Source organism: Mesorhizobium sp. CNPSo 4688, from assembly GCF_057784295.1.
Genome location: NZ_JBWLUY010000003.1, coordinates 398,496 through 417,252, shown reverse-complemented (window position 1 = coordinate 417,252; position 18,757 = coordinate 398,496). Strand labels below are relative to the sequence as shown.

Below are 18,757 nucleotides of genomic sequence, written 5' to 3'. Positions count from 1 at the left end.
CAGATGAGGGAGGCGGGCGGCAGCGTTCCCTCCCCCTTGTGGGGAGGGTTAGGGTGGGGGTCCTCTTCACAAAGCCGTCTGCAGCAACGCACGGCGAAACGGCAAAAAGAGAACGTTTGTCCAGAATTGTCAGCAGCGGCATTGACTTCCGGCCGTGCGCACCGACATTCAGCGCAATAATAATCCCTTTCAAGCAGTCGTTTCCCGCCTCATGTCTTCCACTATTTCGCCCTCCATCATTGCGATTTCCGGGGTCACCAAGACCTATGCCACCGGCTTCAAGGCGCTGAAGGAAATCAACCTCGACATCGAGCGCGGCGAGATCTTCGCGCTGCTGGGGCCGAACGGCGCCGGCAAGACGACGCTGATCTCGATCGTCTGCGGCATCGTCAACCGCTCGTCGGGCACGGTCACGGTCGACGGCCATGACATCAACAGGGATTACCGCGCCGCGCGCAGCCTGATCGGGCTGGTGCCGCAGGAGCTGACCATCGATGCCTTCGAGACGGTGTGGACGACGGTCAATTACAGCCGCGGCCTGTTCGGCAAGGCGCCCAACCCCGGCTTTGTCGAGAAGGTGCTGCGCGACCTCTCGCTGTGGGACAAGAAGGACGCCAAGGCGATCACGCTGTCGGGCGGCATGAAGCGGCGGCTGATGATCGCCAAGGCGCTGTCGCACGAGCCGCGCGTGCTGTTCCTCGATGAGCCGACCGCCGGCGTCGATGTCGAGCTGCGCCAGGACATGTGGGCGATGGTGCGCCGGCTGCGCGACGATGGCGTCACCATCATCCTCACCACGCATTACATCGAAGAGGCCGAGGCGATGGCCGACCGCGTCGGCGTCATTAACAAGGGCGAGATCATCCTGGTCGAAGGCAAGGCCGAGCTGATGCACAAGCTTGGACGCAAGCGGCTGCTGCTGGAGCTGCGCACGCCGCTGACCGTCGTTCCCGATGCTTTCTCGCGCTATAGACTGGAGCTGTCGCCGGATGGCACACAACTGACCTACACCTATGACAATCAGAGCGAACGCCCCGGCGTCGCCTCGCTGCTGCGCGAGCTCGAGGCGGCCGGCATCCAGTTCCGCGACATGGACACGCAAAACAGCTCGCTCGAGGAGATATTCGTCAATCTGTTGAGGCAAGACGCATGAATTGGCGCGCAGTCTGGGCGATCTATCGGGTCGAGATGGCGCGTGCATTGCGCACCGTGCTGCAGAGCATCGTCTCGCCGGTGATCTCGACATCGCTCTATTTCGTCGTCTTCGGCTCGGCCATCGGCTCGCGCATCACCGAGATCGACGGCATCAGCTACGGCGCCTTCATCGTGCCCGGCCTGATCATGCTGTCGCTGTTGACGCAGTCGATCTCCAACGCCTCCTTCGCCATCTATTTCCCGAAATTCGTCGGCTCGATCTACGAGCTTTTGTCGGCGCCGGTGTCCTATCTGGAGATCGTCATCGCCTATGTCGGCGGTGCGGCAACCAAGTCGATCATTCTCGGCCTGATCATCCTGGCTACGGCCTCGCTGTTCGTGCCGCTGCATATCCAGCACCCGTTCTGGATGCTCGCCTTCCTGGTGCTGACGGCGGTGACCTTCAGCCTGTTCGGCTTCATCATCGGCATCTGGGCGAAAAGTTTTGAGCAGTTGCAGCTGGTGCCGCTTTTGATCATCACGCCGCTGACCTTCCTTGGCGGCAGCTTCTATTCGATCAACATGCTGCCCGAGGTCTGGCGCACGGTGACGCTGTTCAACCCCGTCGTCTATCTGATCAGCGGTTTCCGCTGGAGCTTTTATGGCAAGTCGGACGTCTCGGTCGGCATCAGCCTCGGCATGACGGTGGTCTTCCTGGCGGTCTGCATCGCCATCGTCGCCTGGATATTCAGGACCGGCTACCGGCTCAGGAACTGACGAGCCGTGGCTTCGGCCAAGGGCTAGATCGCCTTGATCAGGCGCAGCAGGCCCAGCATCTCGACCAGCGTCCCCTTGCGAAAGGCGATGTAGGTAGGCTCCTCGATGCCGTGGAAGCGGCGCTTGAACGCCGCCTGGCCCTTGAGGTTGAACTTGCTGCGGTTGACCCAGGGTGATTCATAGGCGCGCTCGAAAGCGTTGCGCCAGAAGCTCGATTCGGCAAATTCATTGGCGCCGACGTCGAGCATCGGCGACAGGCCGAGCGTGACGACCGAAATGCCCTCGCCGCGAAAGCGGTCGACGGCGAATTTGGTCAGGCCGATTTCGGCATGCGGCGAGGCATCGATGTGCTTGCGCTTGAACGAGGTGGTATAGCCAATCACCTTGCCGTCTCGGAACAGCGGATCGAAATCGAGCAAGGCGACGAGTTCGCCTTCCGGGCTGTAGAGCACGAAACGGCGCATATCGATGCCGAGATGATCGGCGAAGGGGCGGTTGAGGAAGGCCATCTCCCAGCGCTTGACGATGCGGTCGGCCCGCCAGTTCTGCGACAGGCGCTGGACCTCGTCGAGGTAGACCGCTCCCTCGCCAAAGGAAAACCCCTTCTTCAACAGCCAGCGTTCGGAATAGCGCACGGTTTCGTTGCGCTTGCCGGAAAAGTCGTGCGCGGGAAGCTCCAGCCGCGTGTCGACGCCGAGACAGTTGACCTGGTAGCCGAGCCCGGACAGCACGCGCGCCGTCGGTTCGCCGATCTGCACGAACCACGGGCTGTCGGCGGCTTCGACGAAGCGTCTTATGTAGTCGGGCCGATCAGGCGGGTGGGCCACCGGGTCACCGAGCGCGAAATGGTGCTTCATCTTGGTGCCGAAGGCGATATAGCCCTCAGTGTCGCCGAAATAGGACAGTTTTTGCTGCACGGCGGTCGAATAGGCCAGAGAGAAGTCGCCGTGCTGGCGAACCAGCGCCAGCCGCTCGACATGCGACAAATCCTGGCGCGGCACCTTGGCTGCAGCGCCCTCCAGCAGTCTGTCGAGAAAGATACGCAAGGAGGGCATGGTCGAGCTTCCGCGTGCCGATGATAAACAGAGGCCTGCCCCCAAGGCCTCGAATCAGTCGCATTGACGCGACCTCATTATCGATCATATCGCCCATGTGCCATACAGGACGGGCCATATAGGACGGGTCCCATGGCGCAGCTAAAAGGGAATCTCGACCGAATGGCGGCAACGACAGGCGAAACGATGCCCATCGTCCCGGGGCCGAAAGGCTCTGACGAGACGGTGATCGTCATCGGCGCCGGGGCGGCCGGCTTGGCCGCTGCCGACGCGCTTGGCCGGCGCGGCATGGCGGCGGTTGTGCTGGACAAGGAACAGCGGATCGCCGAACCGTGGCGGCGACGGCACGAGAAGCTGACCCTCAATACGCATCGCGCGCTGTCGGCCCTGCCCGGCCTTGCCTATCCGTCGCGCACCGCCGCCTTTCCGAACAAGGATGTCATCGTCGGCTATCTCAATGATTTTGCCCGCATCCGCGGCATAAGGGTCGAATTCGGCACCGCCGTCGAACGGGTCGAGCGCAACGGCGGCCACTGGCTCGTCCATACCAGCCAAGGAGTGCTGAGCGCACGTCACGTCATCGTTGCCACCGGCCGTGACCGCTTGCCGTGGACACCGGATTGGCCGGGCAAGGCGACGTTCGCCGGCAAGTTCGTCCACGCCGCCGATTTCGGCACAGCGGAGGACTATGCCGGCAAAAAAGTGCTGGTGGTCGGAGCCGGCAATTCCGGCTTCGACGTGCTCAACCACCTTGCCCGCGCCGACACGGATGCCGTGTGGCTGTCGGCCAGGCAAGGTCCTTCGCTGATGCCGAAGCGGATCGGCAAGGTTGCCGTGGCGCGCTTCGGCGGCTTCATGGCGATGCTGCCGACGTGGATTGCCGACGCCATGATCGCGGCGACGCAACGCCTGGTGTTTGGCGACCTTACCCGCTTCGGCCTGCCGCCGGCGCCGAAAGGCGGCGCCAGCCGGCTCGGCGTCGAGCAGATCGCGATTGCCGTCGACGACGGCGCCGTCGCCGCGCTGAAGGCCAGACGGATTTCGGTGGTGGCGCCCGTCGCGGCCTTCGAAGGCCCGGGCGTGCGGTTGAACGACGATACGGTGATTGAGCCGGATGTGGTGATCGCAGCGACCGGCTATCGCACCGGCTTGGAGTCCATGCTGGGCGACCTCGGCGTGCTCGACGCCAAGGGCGTGCCGAAAGCCAATGGCGGCACGCCGAGCGGCCAGCCCGGTCTGTGGTTCATCGGCATGCGGCCGAGCCTGACCAGCTATTTCCACAGCGCCGGCCTGCAGGCCGAAGCGATTGCAAGGCAGATCGCCCGTGGATGACTAAGCTTGGAGGCGTCCGGCAAATCGCCGTGGCGTGCTCTTGATTCCACTTCTTGCCTTGTTATATAACATGTTATGGTTGTGCAACGAGCGGACCCACCAATGGAAGACATCATTCGATCTCTTGGCTACCTCACCCTCGGCAGCAGGCTGAAGCGCATCGGCGAGCAGCTGCAGGCCGATACGCAGCGCATGCTCGATGGCCTGGAGGTTCCGGTCCAGTCGAGCCAGTACCCTCTGCTGGCCGCGCTTGATCGGCTCGGGCCGCTGCCGGTCGGCGAGCTGGCGCAGTCGCTCGGCATCACCCAGCCGGGCGTGACGCGCAGCGTGGCGCTGCTGGCCGAGCTGGACCTGGTCGAGGCCATTCAGTCGGACGGCGACCAGCGGCGGCGAATGGTCTCGCTGACCAAGAATGGTCAACGTCTGGTCGACAGAGCGAAGCGGGACGTCTGGCCGCGCATCGAGAATGCCGTCGCCGACCTGTGCAAAGGCCTTGCAGGGCCACTTCTAGAACAACTCTCGGCCATCGAGGACGGCCTGGCGGCGGCTCCGCTCGATCGTCGCGTAAAGCAGGGTGTCGCGCCATGAGCCATATCCTCGACCGACCCGTCTGGAGCGCGCTCGACACGCGGCATCGAATCTTTGCCTATGGCGACAAGCTCGCCAGGCGTTATCCCTCCTCGATCGTTCCCTTCGCCGCCACCGCGATCGACGACGCCGAAAGCCTGCAGGCGCTCACAAGACTCGTTCCCGCAGGTGAAAGCGTGTTCATGCTTCAGGCGGATCCTATTGCCCTGCCGTCTGAACTGGCCGCGACCGTGACCGCCTTCGGTGTTCAGATGGTCGCCGAGGCGCCGTTGCCCGCCGTGTCGGATGAGCGCGTCCAGCAACTGACGCTGGACGATGCGGCCGAGATGCTCGCTCTGGCGACGCTGACCAAGCCCGGGCCGTTCACGCTCAAGGCGCTCAGTCTCGGCGATTTCTGGGGCGTGAAGATCAATGGCAGGCTGGCGGCGATGGCCGGCGAGCGCATGAAGCAGCCCGGATACAGCGAACTCAGCGGCGTATGCTCGCATCCGGACTTTCGCGGCGGCGGCCTTGGCCGGCTGCTGTCGCTGTTCGTGTCGAACCGGATCATGGCGCGCGGCGAGGTGCCCTACCTGCACGCCTATGCCAACAATGCCAACGCGATTCGGTTATACGAATCCATCGGCTTCAAGCTAAGGTCGGAGATGAACGTGGCCGTCGTGCAGCGCGCCGGCTAGGCCAAGGGCCATCCTCACGGCTTCACGCCGATTTCGGCTCCAACCGGCGGAACCCGACGGTTTCCATAAGCATGTCCTCCTCGACCATGCCGGCATTGTGGAGCGCAAGCACGTTCAGCGCGATCTCCCGTGCCTCGGCCGAATCGGGATGCACGTCGCGCCTGCGGCAGGCCTCGTCGAACACACGTTGCAGCTTGGCGATGTCATCGGGCCTGAGCAGGCCACGGTCATAAACAGACTTCGGCATGGCAGCCTCCTCTAGAAGACCTAGGGCGCCATGATTAAATGTCCAATCTTTCCCGAGGCTTGAGTGGAACAGTCGCCTGGATTTGGGTGAATCCGGCCCGCGCGTTGGCAATCAGACCGCGATCTTGCTGCCATCCACCCGGCTGCCTCTCGTCACCGGTCGGGCTTGTTCCGCTGCAGTCTGCTTGACGAGCCGGCGCGCTTGCGAAACAAGGGCTGCCAAGAACGGCAGCGAGGCACAAAAGTGAGTTTCTGGGGACTGGCGCAGCTCGTCATTTCGACGGTCATTTTCCTTTTGGCGGCAATCGCGGCCAAGCAATGGGGGCTGGCGCCGAGCCTCGGCAAGATCCTGCTGACGCTGGCGCTCTATACGGCGGGCAATCTGATGATGCTGCGGCTGGTCCGCGAGTTCGGCATGTCGGTCTCGTTCAGCCTGTCGGCGGTGATCCAGCTGGTAGCGGTCAACGCCGTGGCGCTGGTGTTCTTCGGCGAGCGCGTCAATGCCTTGCAGGCAACCGGCATTGTGCTGGCCATCGCCGCCGTGGCGCTGATCACACTCGGGCCCTATCTGCAGGGGCGGTTATAGTCCGATGAAGGCCGCCATCCGTACCCTCGCCAACAGGATCGAATTTCCGGTGCTGCTCGCCGGACTGATCATCGCCGGCGGACTGTGGGGGTTCGAGGAGCTGATGGAAGTGGCGCGCGACACCACCCCGCATGCTTTCGATACCGAGATCCTGCTCGCCTTCCGCCAGGCCGGCCATCCTGAGGTTCCGCTCGGCCCGCTCTGGCTGCAGGGAGCGATGCGCGACATCACCAGCCTCGGCAGCTCCGCGGTGCTGGTGCTGATCGTGGCGGCGGTGATTGTCTATCTGCTGCTGATCCGCAAGGCAGGAACGGCGCTGTTCATCCTGGTGGCGGTGGCTGGCGGCCAGGCGCTGTCCAGCCTGCTGAAAGCCGGCGTCGACCGGCCGCGCCCGGACCTCGTCTCTCACCTGGCCAACGAGACCTCGCTCTCGTTTCCAAGCGGCCATGCCATGGTTTCGGCGGTGACTTATCTGACGCTCGGCTCGTTGGCGGCGCGCTTCCTGCCGGGACGCACGACCAAGATCTTCGTGCTCTGCCTGGCGGTTTTGACGACGCTGCTGGTCGGCGTCAGCCGCGTCTATCTCGGCGTCCACTGGCCTTCCGACGTGCTCGCCGGCTGGTGCGCTGGCTTCGCCTGGGCAATGCTGTGCTGGCTGGCAGCGCGGCTGCTGCAGCGGCGGCATGCGGTGGCAGATAGTGACAGCGAGCTTGAAGAAAACTAACGGTCCGGAGCGGAAATCAGATCAGCCGGTTGATCAGCCCGTGCCCGCAGCCTGCCAGCAGAAAAACCGCCGACACCCACGGCGTCAAGCGGCCGCTGGTGACCTTTGCTGCCTCGATCAACGATGCGCGGGCGCAACTCAAAGCCGTACCCGCTGACTGAGCAGGCAAGTGTGCGTTGTCAGTCCAGGCTCAGCACCGCGATCTCGCCTTCGTTCATCAGCGGCACGAAGATCCGCGTGCCGTCCGTGCCGATGTCGGCGCTGCCCGGCTTGAACTGCGCCACAACCTGTGGGGCGCCGCCAACCTTGTAGCGATAGAGCGTGCCGGTCATGTAGGCGGTGGCGTAGATGCTGTCGCCGATGGCGACGACGCCGTCGAGGTCAGCGAAATTTTGCGCGCCGGGCAATGGCGTGACGGCTTTGCTGGCGATATCCACCGACAACAGGCCGCCGGGCTCGGCGGTGCTGAAATCGGGCCTGATGCCCTTGCCCCAGGACGCCACGATCAGCCGATGGCCATCGGCAAAGACACCGTTGGGTGACGCCAGCATCGCGTCCTTGACGAACAACTCGGGCTTGTCGCCGTCGATGCGGTAGATGGCGTCGGCCAGCATATCGGTGACATAAATTTTGCCCGAACTGTCCGATGTCACGTCGTTGAGGAAGACGGCGCCAGGCACATCGATGGTCGACACGAGCTTGCCGCTGGCGAGATCGACGACGCGCACCTTGGTTATGTCGGCGACGTAGAGCTTGCCGCCGGTGATCGCCGAGCCCTTCGGCGCATCCATGCCGTCGGCCCAGTGTTGCGTTATCGTCTTGCCGTCCGGCGACAGCACCGAGAGATAACCGTTACCGTCGGCTTCGCCGGGATTGCCGACGATGTTGGAGACGATGATGCGGTTGTTGGCGGCGTCGAACAGCGCCGATTCCGGCTGCTGGAAGCCGGAGGCGCGCCAGACTTCGCCGGCCTCGGCGACCGGTACAAGCGCGATGCCGAAGGCGGCGAAACAAATCGAGGTGATGAGGGTTTTCATGGCCAGGTCTCCTGATGACGAGCGGAGAGCTAGAGATTTCGATACTTTTCGGAAAGTCCGATTGCCGCTAGTATCGAAACTCGATACCAAATGGCGCAAAAGAGGTGCATCCCATGAATGGCCTGATCTTCGAGGCGCTGAAGCGGACGTTGAAGGCCAAGGGCGTCACCTATCGCGACCTTGCCGAGCGCATGGGCGTTTCCGAGCCGACGGTGAAGCGCATCTTCCATGAGCGCAATTGCAAGCTCGACCGGTTGGTGGAGATTTGCGCGGCCGCCGGCGTCGAGCTGGAAAATGTGCTGGGGTCGATGAACAGGGGACCAGGACCGGTCAACCGCATCGCACCGGAGATTGAGCGCAAGCTCGCCGGGCGGCCGGCGCTGCTGTTCATCTTCGTCATGCTGTCGGAGAAATTCACGCCCGAGGGCGTCATGCGCTCGCAAGGCCTGAGCGAAGCCTCGATGTTCCTCTATCTGCGCGATCTCGAAGCGCTCGGGCTGATCGCGCTGGGCAGCGGGCTGTCGGCACGGCTGCTGGTCGACACGCCGATCCAGTGGAATTTCGAAGGGCCGCTCAGGCCATTGTTCGAGATGACCAACAAGAATTTCATCGGCTGGGCGATCACCCATCTGGAGCGGGAAGCGACCTTTGTCTCCTTCTCGCGGCGGATGCGGCCGGAAACGGCCGAGATGGTGAAGCGCGAGGCCGAGGAACTGGCCGAGCGCGTCAAGCTGCTCGCCCATCACGACCAGCACACAACGCCCGAGGACGAGCTGACCGGCTACAAATGGACGTTTGCTTTCGGTGCGACGCCGTTTCCGGCGATCATGCCGATCGGCCCGCACCCCAGGGATGCCGGAGCATTCGACCGGCCCGCGGCTCCTGCAAAGGGACGCCGTCCTTTGCCGGCCTGACACGGCCAAGCCTCCGCCAGTCCTGCTGCGGTTTTCAACATGATCCTTTGTCTGGACGTTTTTGCTCTTTGCAGCCGCGTTTCAAAAATGAAACCACATTCATGATAGAGTTCGCGCACTGATTTGCCAGACTGTAGAGGTCGGGTTTGCCGAGTGCGTGACACGTCCCCGTGAAATCGAAGTGATCCCATGCCGACCGCGCCAACACTTGAACTTCGCCGCTATTCGCGCCTGAAAAATTTGCGGGCGCGCGCCGAACGCCAGGGTGCTGCATTGCAGTTCTGGGCGCGGACGGCATCGCTCGCCGTGATCTCCTGCTTCTTTTCATTGATCAGCCGCTGGGATGCCTCGCTGCTCTTCGTGCTGGCGGGCCTGTTGCTGTTCCAGCTCGTCGGCCTGATCCAGTTTCGCTTTGCGCGCCGTCGCACGGCGCGATGGTGGATCGGTTATCTCGTCGGTACGCTGGACATCATTCTGTTGACCGTTCTGCTGGTAACGCCCAACCCGTTTTCCCAGGAGGTCGCGCCGGCCGCGATGCAACTGCGCGAGGGCAGTTTCAAATTCCTGCTGATTTTCGTATGCCTTGGCGCGCTGACCCTTTCGACACGATTGGCGCTCTATCTCGGCGCGCTCGCGGCTTTGACGTGGACGATCGGCGTGGGATGGGTGATTCTTCGTCCGGGAACCGTCATTCCGGCGACGAACCTCTATTCGATGCCGGTGACAGAGCGACTGAACCTCTATCTCAACCCCAATTTCGTCGATACATTCGCGCAGGCGACCAACGTGTTGGTCGTGCTGATTATCGGCGCAATCATGGCGCTGGTCGTCTCTCGTTCCCGACATCTGTCGGAAGACTATGTCAAGGCAGAGCGTGCCCGCGCCAATCTCGCCCGGCATTTTTCGCCCAATGTCGTCGACCAGCTCGCCACGGATGACGAGCCCTTCGGCCCGGTCCGCCGGCAGGATATCGCGGTGCTGTTCGCCGACATCGTCGGCTTCACACACTATTCCGAGGATCATCCGGCCGAAGCAGTGTTCGAACTTCTGCGTCAGTTCCACCGTCGCATGGAGCAGGTCGTTTTCGACCACCATGGCACCGTCGATAACTATATCGGCGATTGCATCATGGCGACATTCGGCGTTCCGCAAGCCAGCCATGACGACGCGACTCGGGCCATTCAATGCGCTGAAGCGATGATCGCCGCTCTCGAAGACTGGAATGTGCAGCGCGTGTCCAGGGGATACCCGCCGCTGGACGTTCGGATCGGTGCACAATATGGCGCTGTCGTCATCGGCGCGGTCGGCAGCGAGCGCAATCTGTCCTTCGCGGTGGTGGGCGACACCGTCAACGTCGCCAGCCGTTTGCAGTCGCTCTGCCGTGAGCTTCAGGCGAATATTTGCTTTGGGTCACGACTGATTGAGGCCGCGAAGGCGGAATCGCCCACGACACAGTTGAATGCGCGCGATCATGGACCGGTGAGCATCCGCGGCCGGGACGAACCGGTCCATGTCTGGGTCGAACACAGAGCCGAAAACCAGGGCGCTATCGCGGTTTCGGCATGATGCAGGCCGCGCCAAGCCATCACGTGTCTGAGGCGATTGCGCCAGCCTTCGCGGCTGCGACGTCTGTGCTTGCCTTGTCGTCCCAGGTCACCGCCCGGTAGTCGAAGCCATATTCCAGCGTCGGCTTGACGATGCGGAAAAAGGGCGACAGGTCGAAATCGCGCGGCGTGTAGAGCGAATGGTGGCGGATGTGCAGGATTTCCCGGCGTGAATAGCTCGACTGCGCCGAGGCGCGGCCGGGTGCGCGGGTGATCTCGGGCAGGATCGGATAGCGGATCTCGCCATAGGCCTCGGCAATCAGCGTCGAGCAGATGGCGCGCGTCGGATCGCCCGAGCCAAAAGCCAGCATGCGGCGGCGCCAGCGCACCGGCACCGGCGGCGCCGGCAGGAAAAAGCGCAGCATGTCGAAGATGTTCTTGAGGTCGTATTTCAGGCCGAGCTTGCCGATCATGAAGGCGACGACCTTGTCGCGGTCTTCCGGCGTCAGGCCGCTCGCGCGGCAGATGCGCGTGTTGTAGGTGCGGTAGCGCGACAGCGGCACGGCGACACAGCCTTCGCCGAGCGTAACCTCGATCAGGCGCGGCCGCTCCGATCCATCAGCGGGTTCGGGCAAGGCATCGCCAACATAGAAGGCGGCGTGCGACCATGTCGACTGGGTCAGGTATTTGATGGCCGCGGAGATCTTCTGGTTGCCCTCGATGAGCAGGATGTCGCCGGGTTCGAGCGCGCGACGCAGCGTCTCGGCGTCGGACGGCGTGTAGGGCTCATAGCCGGAGGATTCGTCCTGCAGCCGGCCGGCAAGCCAGCGGCCAAGTCGGTCGAGAAGCGTTTCGGCGGGCGCGGTCATCGTAGAGCGTGACTAGCACGGGGTGGTGGGCGAGGGCCAGCGGGCCGTCAGCCGACCGTCGCGTTCGCGTCTTCCTGGGTCGCCGGGCCGGCGAGATCGTCGCGCGCATTGCGGGCAAGTTTCTTCGTCGAGCGCTTCGGGTTGTCGCCGAACAGCCCGGCAGCCCCGGCGAGACAGGCCTTCTTCAGGCTCTTTTCCGAGCGCTTCAAAAGCTTGCCCAGAAGCTTGGTGTCCTGGGCATCGCCGAGCGGTTCGTCGTCGGCTTCGAGCAGGGCGCGCATGACGAAGACATCGTGCAGTTCGCCGAGCTTTTCGCCCAGTTCGTCGACCGCCTTGCGCCGCACCTTGATCGGCGTCGGCCACAGCCGGCCGAGCAGCGACAAATGCATCGAGTGGGTCTTTGCCGCCTTGCGCAGGTCGTGGAAATCCTCGGCCCCACCGCGCGATCCCGCCCTGTCCAGCGCCTTCCTGGCGCGGCGCAAGGTCTTGCGGGCGCCGTCGGCGAGCACGTCGGCGGCGTGTTCGGGCAAATCCGGGAGCAGCAGCCGCTCTATCCGGACCAGGCCTTCCTCGCAGGCGGCGGTCGCAGCACCTATGGCGGCGTCGAGGCCGGCGCCGGCATGCATTTCATGCTGGCGGGCAATAAGCCGATCGCGCACGCTGTCGAGGCCGCCGCCGGCAACCTGCTCGGGAAAGGCGGCGGCCAGGCGATCGATGGTCTCGACCAGGGCGGTTGCCTCGCGCGGACCGGCAAGCAGGGCCGCCACCTGGCGATAGCACTGGTTCTCGGTCCCGCAAAACGTTTCGTTACCGGAATGGACCAGGCGTAGCAAGGCGCGCGCGCTCTTCAGGCGCTTGCGGCATTTGTGCAGCGCCTGCTCCGGCCGGTCATGCGCCGCGGCCAGATGCGCAAGCGCCTTGCCGATTTCCTCGCCAAGGATGCGTCTGACCTCGCCGGTCAGCGGCAGGCGCGGATCGATGCGAAAACTCATGCGGCGATCTCCGGAATCCCCCCAAGGGCGAGCGACGCGTTGTAAAACCTTTGCTCGCCGGTCACTTCGCGGCCGAGCCAATCGGGCAGCATTTCGTCAGGTACATCCTCCGGCGTCTCAAGCTCGGCCACCACCAGGCCGGCAAGAATCCCACCGAAAACATCGACTTCGTAGAGATAGCCGCGATGCCTAACATGGTGGCGTGTCTTCTCGATGACATGTCCGATAGCGAAGGCCAGCATCTCCTCGGCATCGGCCAGCGGGATCGGATATTCGTATTCGTCGCGCTCGCGGGCACGGCTGCCGAATTTGAGCGTCAGCTTCGCCGAGCTGCCGTCGCTGATGCGCACCCGCACGGTGCGGCCGGGGGCTGCGGCAAGGTAGAACTGGCGAATGCGGATATCCGCGTCGGCCAGATTACGCCACTCGGCGCTGGAGACCAGGAACTTGCGTTCGACTTCCTTGCCCATGGCCGCGCACTAAAGCGTCTGCGGCTCGACATGGCAAGCCGGCACAGAGAATCAATTTGACTTTAATCAATCGATTGATTAAATTGCTGGCATGATCAAACCAGTACTCGACAAAATGCCCCGCCAGGAGACATCGCCCGCCGAGCAGACGCGCGCCGCACTCGTGGTGGCCGCGCTCAAACTGTTCGGACGGCAGGGCTTCGACGGCACCTCGACGCGCGAGATCGCGGCGGAGGCCAAGGCTAATATCGGCTCCATCGCTTATCATTTCGGCAGCAAGGAAGGGCTACGCGCGGCCGCCGCCGACCACATCGTCGAGACCATCCAGGCGATCGCCGGACAGGCGATCGGAACTGCGCCGGCTCAGTCCACTCCCGAGGCTGCCAGGGCGCAGCTGTTCGCGGCGCTGGAGCGCATGGTGGGGTTCATCGTCGCGAGTCCCGAGGCTGGCGAGATCGTACAATTCGTACTCCGAGAGCTCTCGCATCCCACAGCGGCGCTCGACCGCATCTATGCCGGCGTGTTCGAGCCGACGCATCGGCGGCTCTGCCAGGTCTGGGAACAGGCGACCGGCGAGCCGGCAGAGAGCGAGGCCACCAAGCTCACGGTTTTCACGCTGATCGGCCAGGTCATCTATTTCCGCATAGGCCGCGAGGCGGTGCTGCGCCGAATGGGTTGGCGCGAGATCGGCGCCGCGGAAGCCGCCAAGGTGGTGGCGGTCGCCACCAACAACCTCGAGGCCATGCTGGGCGCGCGAAAGCCGGCCGCCCGCAAGGAGGGCAAGCGATGAGTTTTCTCTGTTCCCTGCCCCTCGCGGCCCAGCTGTTCAGCGCCTGCGCGCCGGCGGCACCCCTGGCCGTCGGCTATGTCGAGGGCGAGTATGTCTTGCTGGCGCCGATCGAGGTGGCGCAGGTCGAGACCGTCAAGGTCAAGCGCGGCGACCGTGTCGAGCCCAACACGCCGGTGGTGACGCTGGAAAGCGCCGACGCCAAGATTGCCGTGGCGCAAGCCGAGGCCGCGCTCGCCCAGGCGCAGGCGCAGCTTGCCGATCTGCAGGTTGGCAAAAGACCGGAAGAGATTGCCGTGCTGAAGGCCGAGGTCGACATGGCCCGCGCGCAAGCCACCGACGCCAGGCGTCGCTATGACCGCGCCAGCGATCTGTTCAAGCGCGGCACCGGCACGCAGGCCGACTACGACACCGCGTCGGCGACGCTGGAGACGGCCAATGCGCAGGTCGGCCAGGCGGAAGCCAATCTCGCCGTCGGCGGCCTGCCGGCGCGGCCCGAAACGATTAAGGCGGCCGACAACCAGGTCAAGCAGGCGCAGTCGGCGCTGGAACAGGCTGAGTGGCGGCTGTCGAAGCGGGTGCTGGCGGCGCCCTCGCCCGGCCGCGTCAACGACGTCATCCGCAACCCCGGCGACACCGCCGGCCCGACAGCGCCCGTCATCTCGATGCTGCCCGATGGCGCCGTGAAACTCAGCGTCTATATCCCGGAAAGAGCCTTTTCATCGATCAAGGTCGGCACGTTGCTTTCCGTCCATTGCGACGGCTGCGGCGAGGCCGTGAAGGCGCGCGTCAGCTATGTCTCGCCCGATCCGGAATTCACCCCGCCGGTCATCTATTCGCTCGAGAACCGGCAGAAGCTGGTCTACCTCGTCGAGGCGCGGCCGGAGGGCGATGCACAAGCGCTGCAGCCGGGGCAGATCGTGGATGTCGAGCTGGCGGCCTCGGCAAAATGAACGCCATCGACGTTCATGGCCTGGTCAAGCGCTTCGGCGACAAGACGGTCGTCGACCATGTGACGATGGCGGTGGCCGAAGGCGAGATCGTCGGCTTTCTCGGCCCGAACGGTTCCGGCAAGACGACGACCATCCGCATCATGTGCGGCCTGCTGACGCCCGACGAGGGCGAAGGCACGGTGCTGGGTTTCAACATCCGAACCGACTCGCTCCGGATCAAGCGCGAAGTCGGCTACATGACGCAGAAATTCTCGTTCTACGAGGATCTGACCATCGGCGAGAACCTCGAATTCGTGGCGCGGCTCTACCGGCTGAAGCCGGTCGAGGAGCATGTGGCGCGCACGCTGGAAGAACTTGGCCTGACGACGCGCCGCAACCAGCTCGCCGGCACGCTGTCGGGCGGCTGGAAGCAGCGCCTGGCGCTCGCCGCCTGCATCATGCACAAGCCGAAGCTGCTGCTGCTCGACGAGCCGACCGCCGGCGTCGACCCGAAGGCGCGGCGCGAGTTTTGGGACGAGATCCATCGTCTCGCCAGCGGCGGCCTGACCGTGCTGGTCTCCACCCACTATATGGACGAGGCCGAGCGCTGCCACCGCATCAGCTACATCTCCTATGGCAAGATGCTGGCCACCGGCACGGTGGACGAAGTGGTAAAGAATGCCGGGCTGACCACCTTCGTGCTGCAGGGGCCGCACCTCGACCAGGTCGCCGATGCCCTGAAGGAACGGCCGGGCGTCGACCAGGTTGCGCCGTTCGGCGCCACGCTGCATGTCGTTGGCTCCGATAAGGCATCACTCGAAAAGGCGCTCGCCGATGTCGAGAAGGAGCATAAGGGCGTCACCGTAAAACCCGGCGAGACCAGCCTCGAGGATGTGTTCATCCAGTTCATGTCCGGCTCGAAGGACAATATGGCATGAACAACGTCTTCTCTTTCGCCAGGCTCGGTGCGCTGCTGATCAAGGAATTCATCCAGATGCGGCGCGACCGCATCACCTTCGCCATGATGCTGGGCGTGCCGCTTATACAATTGGTGCTGTTCGGCTATGCCATCAACAACGATCCCAAAAGCCTGCCTGCCGCACTCGTGGCGACCAGCAACGACCCCTACACCCGCGCCATTGTCGCGGCCCTGCAGACGACCGGCTACTACCGCTTCGACCATGTCGCGCAAAGTGCCGAGCAAGCCGAATTCCTGATGGCGCGCGGCGACGTTTCCTTTGTCGTCACCATCCCTGCCGATTTCGGCCGCCGGGTCGAACGCGGCGACAATCCGCAGATCCTGATCGAGGCCGACGCCACCGATCCGGCCGCCGCCAGCGGCGCCATCTCGACTCTAAGCACCGTCGCCAGCCAGGCGCTGCTTCGAGCGCAAGGCATGCAGGAGGCGGCGGCCGAGAACGCCAGGGGCCAGCTCGACGTGGTGGTGCACCGGCGCTACAACCCGGAAGGCATCTCGCAATACAACATCGTTCCCGGGCTGCTCGGCGTCATCCTGCAGATGACCATGGTGATGATGACCTCGATCGCGCTGACACGCGAGACCGAGCGCGGCACGATGGAGAACCTGCTGGCGATGCCGTCCAGTCCGCTCGAGATCATGCTGGGCAAGGTGCTGCCCTATCTGGCGGTCGGCGCGGTGCAGGTGGTGGTGGTCCTGGCGGCGTCGAAGCTCCTGTTTGCCATCCCCTTCACCGGTTCGATGTCGCTGCTGCTCACTGCCGTTCTTGTGTTCGTGCTGGCGCTGGTGCTGCTCGGCTACACCATCTCGACCATTGCCCGCACGCAAATGCAGGCACTGCAGCTGACCTTCTTCTTCTTCCTGCCGTCGATCCTGCTGTCGGGCTTCATGTTCCCCTATCGCGGCATGCCCGGCTGGGCGCAGACCTTCGGCGAGATTTTTCCGCTGACGCATTTTTTGCGCATCACCCGCGCGGTGATGCTGAAGGGCGCGGAACTGCCGGCGGTGGCGAGCGAGATCACCTGGTTGGTCGCGTTCGTGGCCTTGTTTGCCGGCGTAGCACTCGCGCGGTTCAGGCGGACACTCGACTAGGCTCTCAACGATTGAGCGATTTTGGACCGCTGACGAAGGGGCTGCCCCTGACGTAAAACCGCAGCGGGCGGTCTGCATCCCTCGTAATGCCGATGCGGATGCCTTGGCCGATGTCGCCGGCTTGATGCTCATCTTCTGCCAGCCATAGCGGGCCTTGCCGGCACAGATCGAGGCCATCGAGCGAACGATCGATCCGCAAGGCCTGGGCGAGCCGTCCCGGCCCTCGCGCCAGGTCACGCAAGCGCTCGACGCCCCGGTTCTCCCGCATAAGCGGAATGCCTTCGAGCGGTTCGAGCGCCCGGATCAGCACGCCGGTGCCGGTCCCCACCCCTTCGCTTGAAACATTGAGCATCCAGGAGACGCCATAGGCGAGATAAACATAGGCGTGGCCGGCCTCGAGGAACAACGAGCGATTGCGCGGCGTCATCCCGCGATAGCCATGGCCGGCGGCGTCGCCGGTGACATAGGCTTCGGTTTCGACGATGCGGCCGCTGACGATACCTTTCGGCAGCTCCCGCACCACCAGTCTGCCGATGAGGTAGCGGGCGAGAGCAGCCGTATCTTCCGGCAGTTCGGCGCGGTCGAGCGGGCGGAGGCCGGTCATGCTATCGCCGCCTGGTTTCAAGATATCCGCTCGACCCATTGCGCACGCGAAGGTCCCGGATCGAACGGATCGCCGAAATACTGGGTCTCGCGGGCCACCTTGCCATCGAGGAACTCCATGATGCTCACCGTATAGGAGGGAATCCCGTCATAGGTCAGGACATATTCGGTGATCCAGAGGTCGCCTGAGCCGGTGATCCGCCGCACAGCGAAGCGCTTCTGGTTGGGCTGCGCGGCGCGCGACGACTGGATGTTGCGCCGCCCACGAATGCGCTCGCCCGATTGCGGATAATCGAGCACTGCGTCGTCGCGATAGATCTGATGCTCCGTCTCGAAATCATTGGCATCGGAGGCAGCCCAGTGGCGATCCAGAGCCGCTCTTATGTCAGCGTCTGCCATATCGGTTCTCAGGCCGCGGCCATGATCTCGGCATAGGTGCTGAAATCGACATTGCCGCCCGATAGCACCACGGCCACGCATTTGCCCGACAGCTCGATCTCGCCCGATGACAATGCTGCCAGCGCCACGCAGCCACCAGGCTCGACCACCAGCTTGAGATGGGCCATGGCGTCGCGCATCGCCTGTGCCGCCGCCTTGTCTGAGACGGCGATCGCGCCGGCGAGGTTCTTGCGGTTGATCTCGAAGGTCATCTCGCCCGGCTCGGCAACCAGGATGGCATCGCAGATCGAGCTGTGGCCGGGTTCGTTCGAAACCCTTTTTCCCTCGATCAGCGAACGGCGGGTGTCGTCGAAATGCTCGGGTTCCACCGCCCAGACCGCCGTATCTGGCGAGGCGTCTTTGACCGCAATCGAAATGCCGCTCGACAGGCCGCCACCACCGCAAGGGATGAGAACCGCGTCGAGGCTGACACCGAGCGCCTTGGCCTGGCGCATCAATTCGAGGCCGATCGTGCCCTGACCTGAGATGATGGCCGGATCGTCGAAGGGCGGCACCAGCACCATGCCCTTGTCCATATAGGGGCGCACCACGGTCATGCGGTCGCCGCGAAAACGATCGAACGGCACCACCTCGGCGCCCATCTTGCGGACGTTGGCGATCTTCATCGCGGGTGCGTCGGCGGGCATGGCGATGACTGCCTTGACGCCGAACATTGCGGCGGAAGCGGCGACGCCTTGTGCGTGGTTGCCCGACGAGAAAGCGACCACGCCGCGGCCGCGCTCTTCCTCGCTCAGCGTCGACAATTTGTTGTAGGCGCCGCGGAACTTGAACGAGCCGGTGCGCTGCAGCGTCTCCGGCTTGAACAGGATGCGGCCGCCGAAGCGCTTGTTGAGTTCCGACGATTCGATCAGCGGGGTTTCGACGATCAGGCCGGAGAGCCGCGCGGCGGCGGCGTGGATGTCGGCAATGCCGGGAAGCATGGTCATGACGAAGTCCTGAGAGGGATGAGATCGGCGCATG

At 63.9% G+C, this 18,757-nt stretch carries 22 protein-coding genes; 13 read left to right on the top strand and 9 right to left on the bottom strand.

The window, feature by feature from the left end; genetic code table 11:
- Positions 1-211 precede the first annotated feature (211 nt).
- The gene (locus AC04SH_RS07700) at positions 212-1,153 is read left to right on the top strand and encodes an ABC transporter ATP-binding protein (RefSeq protein ID WP_477232282.1); all 942 of its coding nucleotides are present in this window, start codon (positions 212-214) and stop codon (positions 1,151-1,153) included.
- Positions 1,150-1,911 (top strand): ABC transporter permease, encoded by a 762-nt coding sequence (locus tag AC04SH_RS07695; RefSeq protein WP_477232281.1) that lies wholly within the window; start codon positions 1,150-1,152, stop codon positions 1,909-1,911. Before AC04SH_RS07700 ends, AC04SH_RS07695 begins: the two co-directional genes overlap by 4 nt.
- A gap of 23 nt (positions 1,912-1,934) precedes the next feature.
- Here AC04SH_RS07695 and AC04SH_RS07690 read toward each other — a convergent pair whose 3' ends face one another.
- Positions 1,935-2,966 carry a phosphatidylglycerol lysyltransferase domain-containing protein gene (locus AC04SH_RS07690; protein WP_488574555.1) on the bottom strand — a complete coding sequence of 344 codons (1,032 nt, stop codon included), beginning with the start codon at positions 2,964-2,966 and terminating at the stop codon, positions 1,935-1,937.
- Between the two features lie 186 nt (positions 2,967-3,152).
- Here AC04SH_RS07690 and AC04SH_RS07685 point away from each other — a divergent pair, with 186 nt between their 5' ends.
- From AC04SH_RS07685 to AC04SH_RS07675, 3 genes are all read left to right on the top strand, one after another.
- On the top strand, positions 3,153-4,298 hold the full coding sequence (locus AC04SH_RS07685) for a flavin-containing monooxygenase (RefSeq protein ID WP_488574554.1): 1,146 nt from the start codon (positions 3,153-3,155) through the stop codon (positions 4,296-4,298).
- Between the two features lie 102 nt (positions 4,299-4,400).
- Positions 4,401-4,886, top strand: coding sequence for a MarR family winged helix-turn-helix transcriptional regulator (locus AC04SH_RS07680; protein WP_477232278.1), 486 nt, complete (start codon positions 4,401-4,403; stop codon positions 4,884-4,886).
- Positions 4,883-5,563 (top strand): GNAT family N-acetyltransferase, encoded by a 681-nt coding sequence (locus AC04SH_RS07675; protein WP_488574553.1) that lies wholly within the window; start codon positions 4,883-4,885, stop codon positions 5,561-5,563. Before AC04SH_RS07680 ends, AC04SH_RS07675 begins: the two co-directional genes overlap by 4 nt.
- 22 nt (positions 5,564-5,585) lie before the next feature.
- Here AC04SH_RS07675 and AC04SH_RS07670 read toward each other — a convergent pair whose 3' ends face one another.
- Complete coding sequence (locus tag AC04SH_RS07670) at positions 5,586-5,810, bottom strand: hypothetical protein (protein WP_142867420.1); 225 nt, start codon at positions 5,808-5,810, stop codon at positions 5,586-5,588.
- 243 nt (positions 5,811-6,053) lie between these two features.
- On the opposite strand from AC04SH_RS07670, the gene AC04SH_RS07665 reads away from it, so the two are divergent.
- On the top strand, positions 6,054-6,395 hold the full coding sequence (locus AC04SH_RS07665; RefSeq protein ID WP_192257146.1) for a hypothetical protein: 342 nt from the start codon (positions 6,054-6,056) through the stop codon (positions 6,393-6,395).
- A 4-nt stretch (positions 6,396-6,399) separates the two neighbouring features.
- Entirely contained in the window at positions 6,400-7,119 is a 720-nt protein-coding gene (locus AC04SH_RS07660) for a phosphatase PAP2 family protein (protein WP_477232276.1), read from the top strand.
- A 179-nt stretch (positions 7,120-7,298) separates the two neighbouring features.
- Here AC04SH_RS07660 and AC04SH_RS07655 read toward each other — a convergent pair whose 3' ends face one another.
- Entirely contained in the window at positions 7,299-8,156 is an 858-nt protein-coding gene (locus AC04SH_RS07655) for an SMP-30/gluconolactonase/LRE family protein (protein WP_488574552.1), read from the bottom strand.
- A 113-nt stretch (positions 8,157-8,269) separates the two neighbouring features.
- Between AC04SH_RS07655 and AC04SH_RS07650 the strand changes: the two genes are divergently transcribed.
- Both AC04SH_RS07650 and AC04SH_RS07645 read left to right on the top strand, forming a co-directional pair.
- Positions 8,270-9,070, top strand: a complete 801-nt coding sequence (locus AC04SH_RS07650; RefSeq protein ID WP_488574551.1) for a helix-turn-helix domain-containing protein — start codon at positions 8,270-8,272, stop codon at positions 9,068-9,070.
- Between the two features lie 189 nt (positions 9,071-9,259).
- On the top strand, positions 9,260-10,636 hold the full coding sequence (locus tag AC04SH_RS07645) for an adenylate/guanylate cyclase domain-containing protein (protein WP_488574550.1): 1,377 nt from the start codon (positions 9,260-9,262) through the stop codon (positions 10,634-10,636).
- Positions 10,637-10,655: 19 nt separating this feature from the next.
- Here AC04SH_RS07645 and AC04SH_RS07640 read toward each other — a convergent pair whose 3' ends face one another.
- The 3 genes from AC04SH_RS07640 to AC04SH_RS07630 are packed head-to-tail and all read right to left on the bottom strand — an operon-like array spanning position 10,656 to position 12,945.
- Complete coding sequence (locus AC04SH_RS07640) at positions 10,656-11,483, bottom strand: C40 family peptidase (RefSeq protein WP_477232273.1); 828 nt, start codon at positions 11,481-11,483, stop codon at positions 10,656-10,658.
- A gap of 47 nt (positions 11,484-11,530) precedes the next feature.
- On the bottom strand, positions 11,531-12,475 hold the full coding sequence (locus AC04SH_RS07635) for a CHAD domain-containing protein (RefSeq protein WP_488574549.1): 945 nt from the start codon (positions 12,473-12,475) through the stop codon (positions 11,531-11,533).
- Positions 12,472-12,945 (bottom strand): CYTH domain-containing protein, encoded by a 474-nt coding sequence (locus AC04SH_RS07630; RefSeq protein ID WP_488574548.1) that lies wholly within the window; start codon positions 12,943-12,945, stop codon positions 12,472-12,474. The genes AC04SH_RS07635 and AC04SH_RS07630 overlap by 4 nt, the downstream gene beginning before the upstream one ends.
- Before the next feature lie 91 nt (positions 12,946-13,036).
- Between AC04SH_RS07630 and AC04SH_RS07625 the strand changes: the two genes are divergently transcribed.
- Genes AC04SH_RS07625 through AC04SH_RS07610 form a run of 4 tightly spaced genes read left to right on the top strand, consistent with a single transcriptional unit; the run spans position 13,037 to position 16,735 of the window.
- Positions 13,037-13,735: a CerR family C-terminal domain-containing protein gene (locus AC04SH_RS07625; protein ID WP_488574547.1), complete on the top strand. Its 699-nt coding sequence runs from the start codon at positions 13,037-13,039 to the stop codon at positions 13,733-13,735.
- Positions 13,732-14,685 carry an HlyD family secretion protein gene (locus AC04SH_RS07620; protein WP_488574546.1) on the top strand — a complete coding sequence of 318 codons (954 nt, stop codon included), beginning with the start codon at positions 13,732-13,734 and terminating at the stop codon, positions 14,683-14,685. The genes AC04SH_RS07625 and AC04SH_RS07620 overlap by 4 nt, the downstream gene beginning before the upstream one ends.
- Complete coding sequence (locus AC04SH_RS07615) at positions 14,682-15,602, top strand: ABC transporter ATP-binding protein (protein ID WP_488574545.1); 921 nt, start codon at positions 14,682-14,684, stop codon at positions 15,600-15,602. The genes AC04SH_RS07620 and AC04SH_RS07615 overlap by 4 nt, the downstream gene beginning before the upstream one ends.
- Positions 15,599-16,735: an ABC transporter permease gene (locus tag AC04SH_RS07610; protein WP_488574544.1), complete on the top strand. Its 1,137-nt coding sequence runs from the start codon at positions 15,599-15,601 to the stop codon at positions 16,733-16,735. The genes AC04SH_RS07615 and AC04SH_RS07610 overlap by 4 nt, the downstream gene beginning before the upstream one ends.
- A 4-nt stretch (positions 16,736-16,739) precedes the next feature.
- On the opposite strand, the gene AC04SH_RS07605 is transcribed toward AC04SH_RS07610, so the two are convergent.
- From AC04SH_RS07605 to AC04SH_RS07595, 3 genes are read right to left on the bottom strand one after another with little or no spacing between them, the layout of a single operon-like run.
- Positions 16,740-17,339, bottom strand: a complete 600-nt coding sequence (locus AC04SH_RS07605; RefSeq protein ID WP_488574543.1) for a DNA-3-methyladenine glycosylase — start codon at positions 17,337-17,339, stop codon at positions 16,740-16,742.
- Between the two features lie 17 nt (positions 17,340-17,356).
- Positions 17,357-17,737 (bottom strand): nuclear transport factor 2 family protein, encoded by a 381-nt coding sequence (locus AC04SH_RS07600; protein WP_488574542.1) that lies wholly within the window; start codon positions 17,735-17,737, stop codon positions 17,357-17,359.
- Positions 17,738-17,745: 8 nt separating this feature from the next.
- Complete coding sequence (locus AC04SH_RS07595; protein ID WP_488574541.1) at positions 17,746-18,723, bottom strand: threonine/serine dehydratase family protein; 978 nt, start codon at positions 18,721-18,723, stop codon at positions 17,746-17,748.
- Between the last annotated feature and the right edge of the window lie 34 nt (positions 18,724-18,757).

Coding starts and splice junctions, on each gene's coding strand:
- AC04SH_RS07700 (WP_477232282.1), top strand. CDS start 212: ATGTCTTCCACTATTTCGCCCTCCATCATTGCGATTTCCGGGGTCACC.
- AC04SH_RS07695 (WP_477232281.1), top strand. CDS start 1,150: ATGAATTGGCGCGCAGTCTGGGCGATCTATCGGGTCGAGATGGCGCGT.
- AC04SH_RS07690 (WP_488574555.1), bottom strand. CDS start 2,966: ATGCCCTCCTTGCGTATCTTTCTCGACAGACTGCTGGAGGGCGCTGCA.
- AC04SH_RS07685 (WP_488574554.1), top strand. CDS start 3,153: ATGCCCATCGTCCCGGGGCCGAAAGGCTCTGACGAGACGGTGATCGTC.
- AC04SH_RS07680 (WP_477232278.1), top strand. CDS start 4,401: ATGGAAGACATCATTCGATCTCTTGGCTACCTCACCCTCGGCAGCAGG.
- AC04SH_RS07675 (WP_488574553.1), top strand. CDS start 4,883: ATGAGCCATATCCTCGACCGACCCGTCTGGAGCGCGCTCGACACGCGG.
- AC04SH_RS07670 (WP_142867420.1), bottom strand. CDS start 5,810: ATGCCGAAGTCTGTTTATGACCGTGGCCTGCTCAGGCCCGATGACATC.
- AC04SH_RS07660 (WP_477232276.1), top strand. CDS start 6,400: ATGAAGGCCGCCATCCGTACCCTCGCCAACAGGATCGAATTTCCGGTG.
- AC04SH_RS07655 (WP_488574552.1), bottom strand. CDS start 8,156: ATGAAAACCCTCATCACCTCGATTTGTTTCGCCGCCTTCGGCATCGCG.
- AC04SH_RS07650 (WP_488574551.1), top strand. CDS start 8,270: ATGAATGGCCTGATCTTCGAGGCGCTGAAGCGGACGTTGAAGGCCAAG.
- AC04SH_RS07645 (WP_488574550.1), top strand. CDS start 9,260: ATGCCGACCGCGCCAACACTTGAACTTCGCCGCTATTCGCGCCTGAAA.
- AC04SH_RS07640 (WP_477232273.1), bottom strand. CDS start 11,483: ATGACCGCGCCCGCCGAAACGCTTCTCGACCGACTTGGCCGCTGGCTT.
- AC04SH_RS07635 (WP_488574549.1), bottom strand. CDS start 12,475: ATGAGTTTTCGCATCGATCCGCGCCTGCCGCTGACCGGCGAGGTCAGA.
- AC04SH_RS07630 (WP_488574548.1), bottom strand. CDS start 12,945: ATGGGCAAGGAAGTCGAACGCAAGTTCCTGGTCTCCAGCGCCGAGTGG.
- AC04SH_RS07625 (WP_488574547.1), top strand. CDS start 13,037: ATGATCAAACCAGTACTCGACAAAATGCCCCGCCAGGAGACATCGCCC.
- AC04SH_RS07620 (WP_488574546.1), top strand. CDS start 13,732: ATGAGTTTTCTCTGTTCCCTGCCCCTCGCGGCCCAGCTGTTCAGCGCC.
- AC04SH_RS07615 (WP_488574545.1), top strand. CDS start 14,682: ATGAACGCCATCGACGTTCATGGCCTGGTCAAGCGCTTCGGCGACAAG.
- AC04SH_RS07610 (WP_488574544.1), top strand. CDS start 15,599: ATGAACAACGTCTTCTCTTTCGCCAGGCTCGGTGCGCTGCTGATCAAG.
- AC04SH_RS07605 (WP_488574543.1), bottom strand. CDS start 17,339: ATGACCGGCCTCCGCCCGCTCGACCGCGCCGAACTGCCGGAAGATACG.
- AC04SH_RS07600 (WP_488574542.1), bottom strand. CDS start 17,737: ATGGCAGACGCTGACATAAGAGCGGCTCTGGATCGCCACTGGGCTGCC.
- AC04SH_RS07595 (WP_488574541.1), bottom strand. CDS start 18,723: ATGACCATGCTTCCCGGCATTGCCGACATCCACGCCGCCGCCGCGCGG.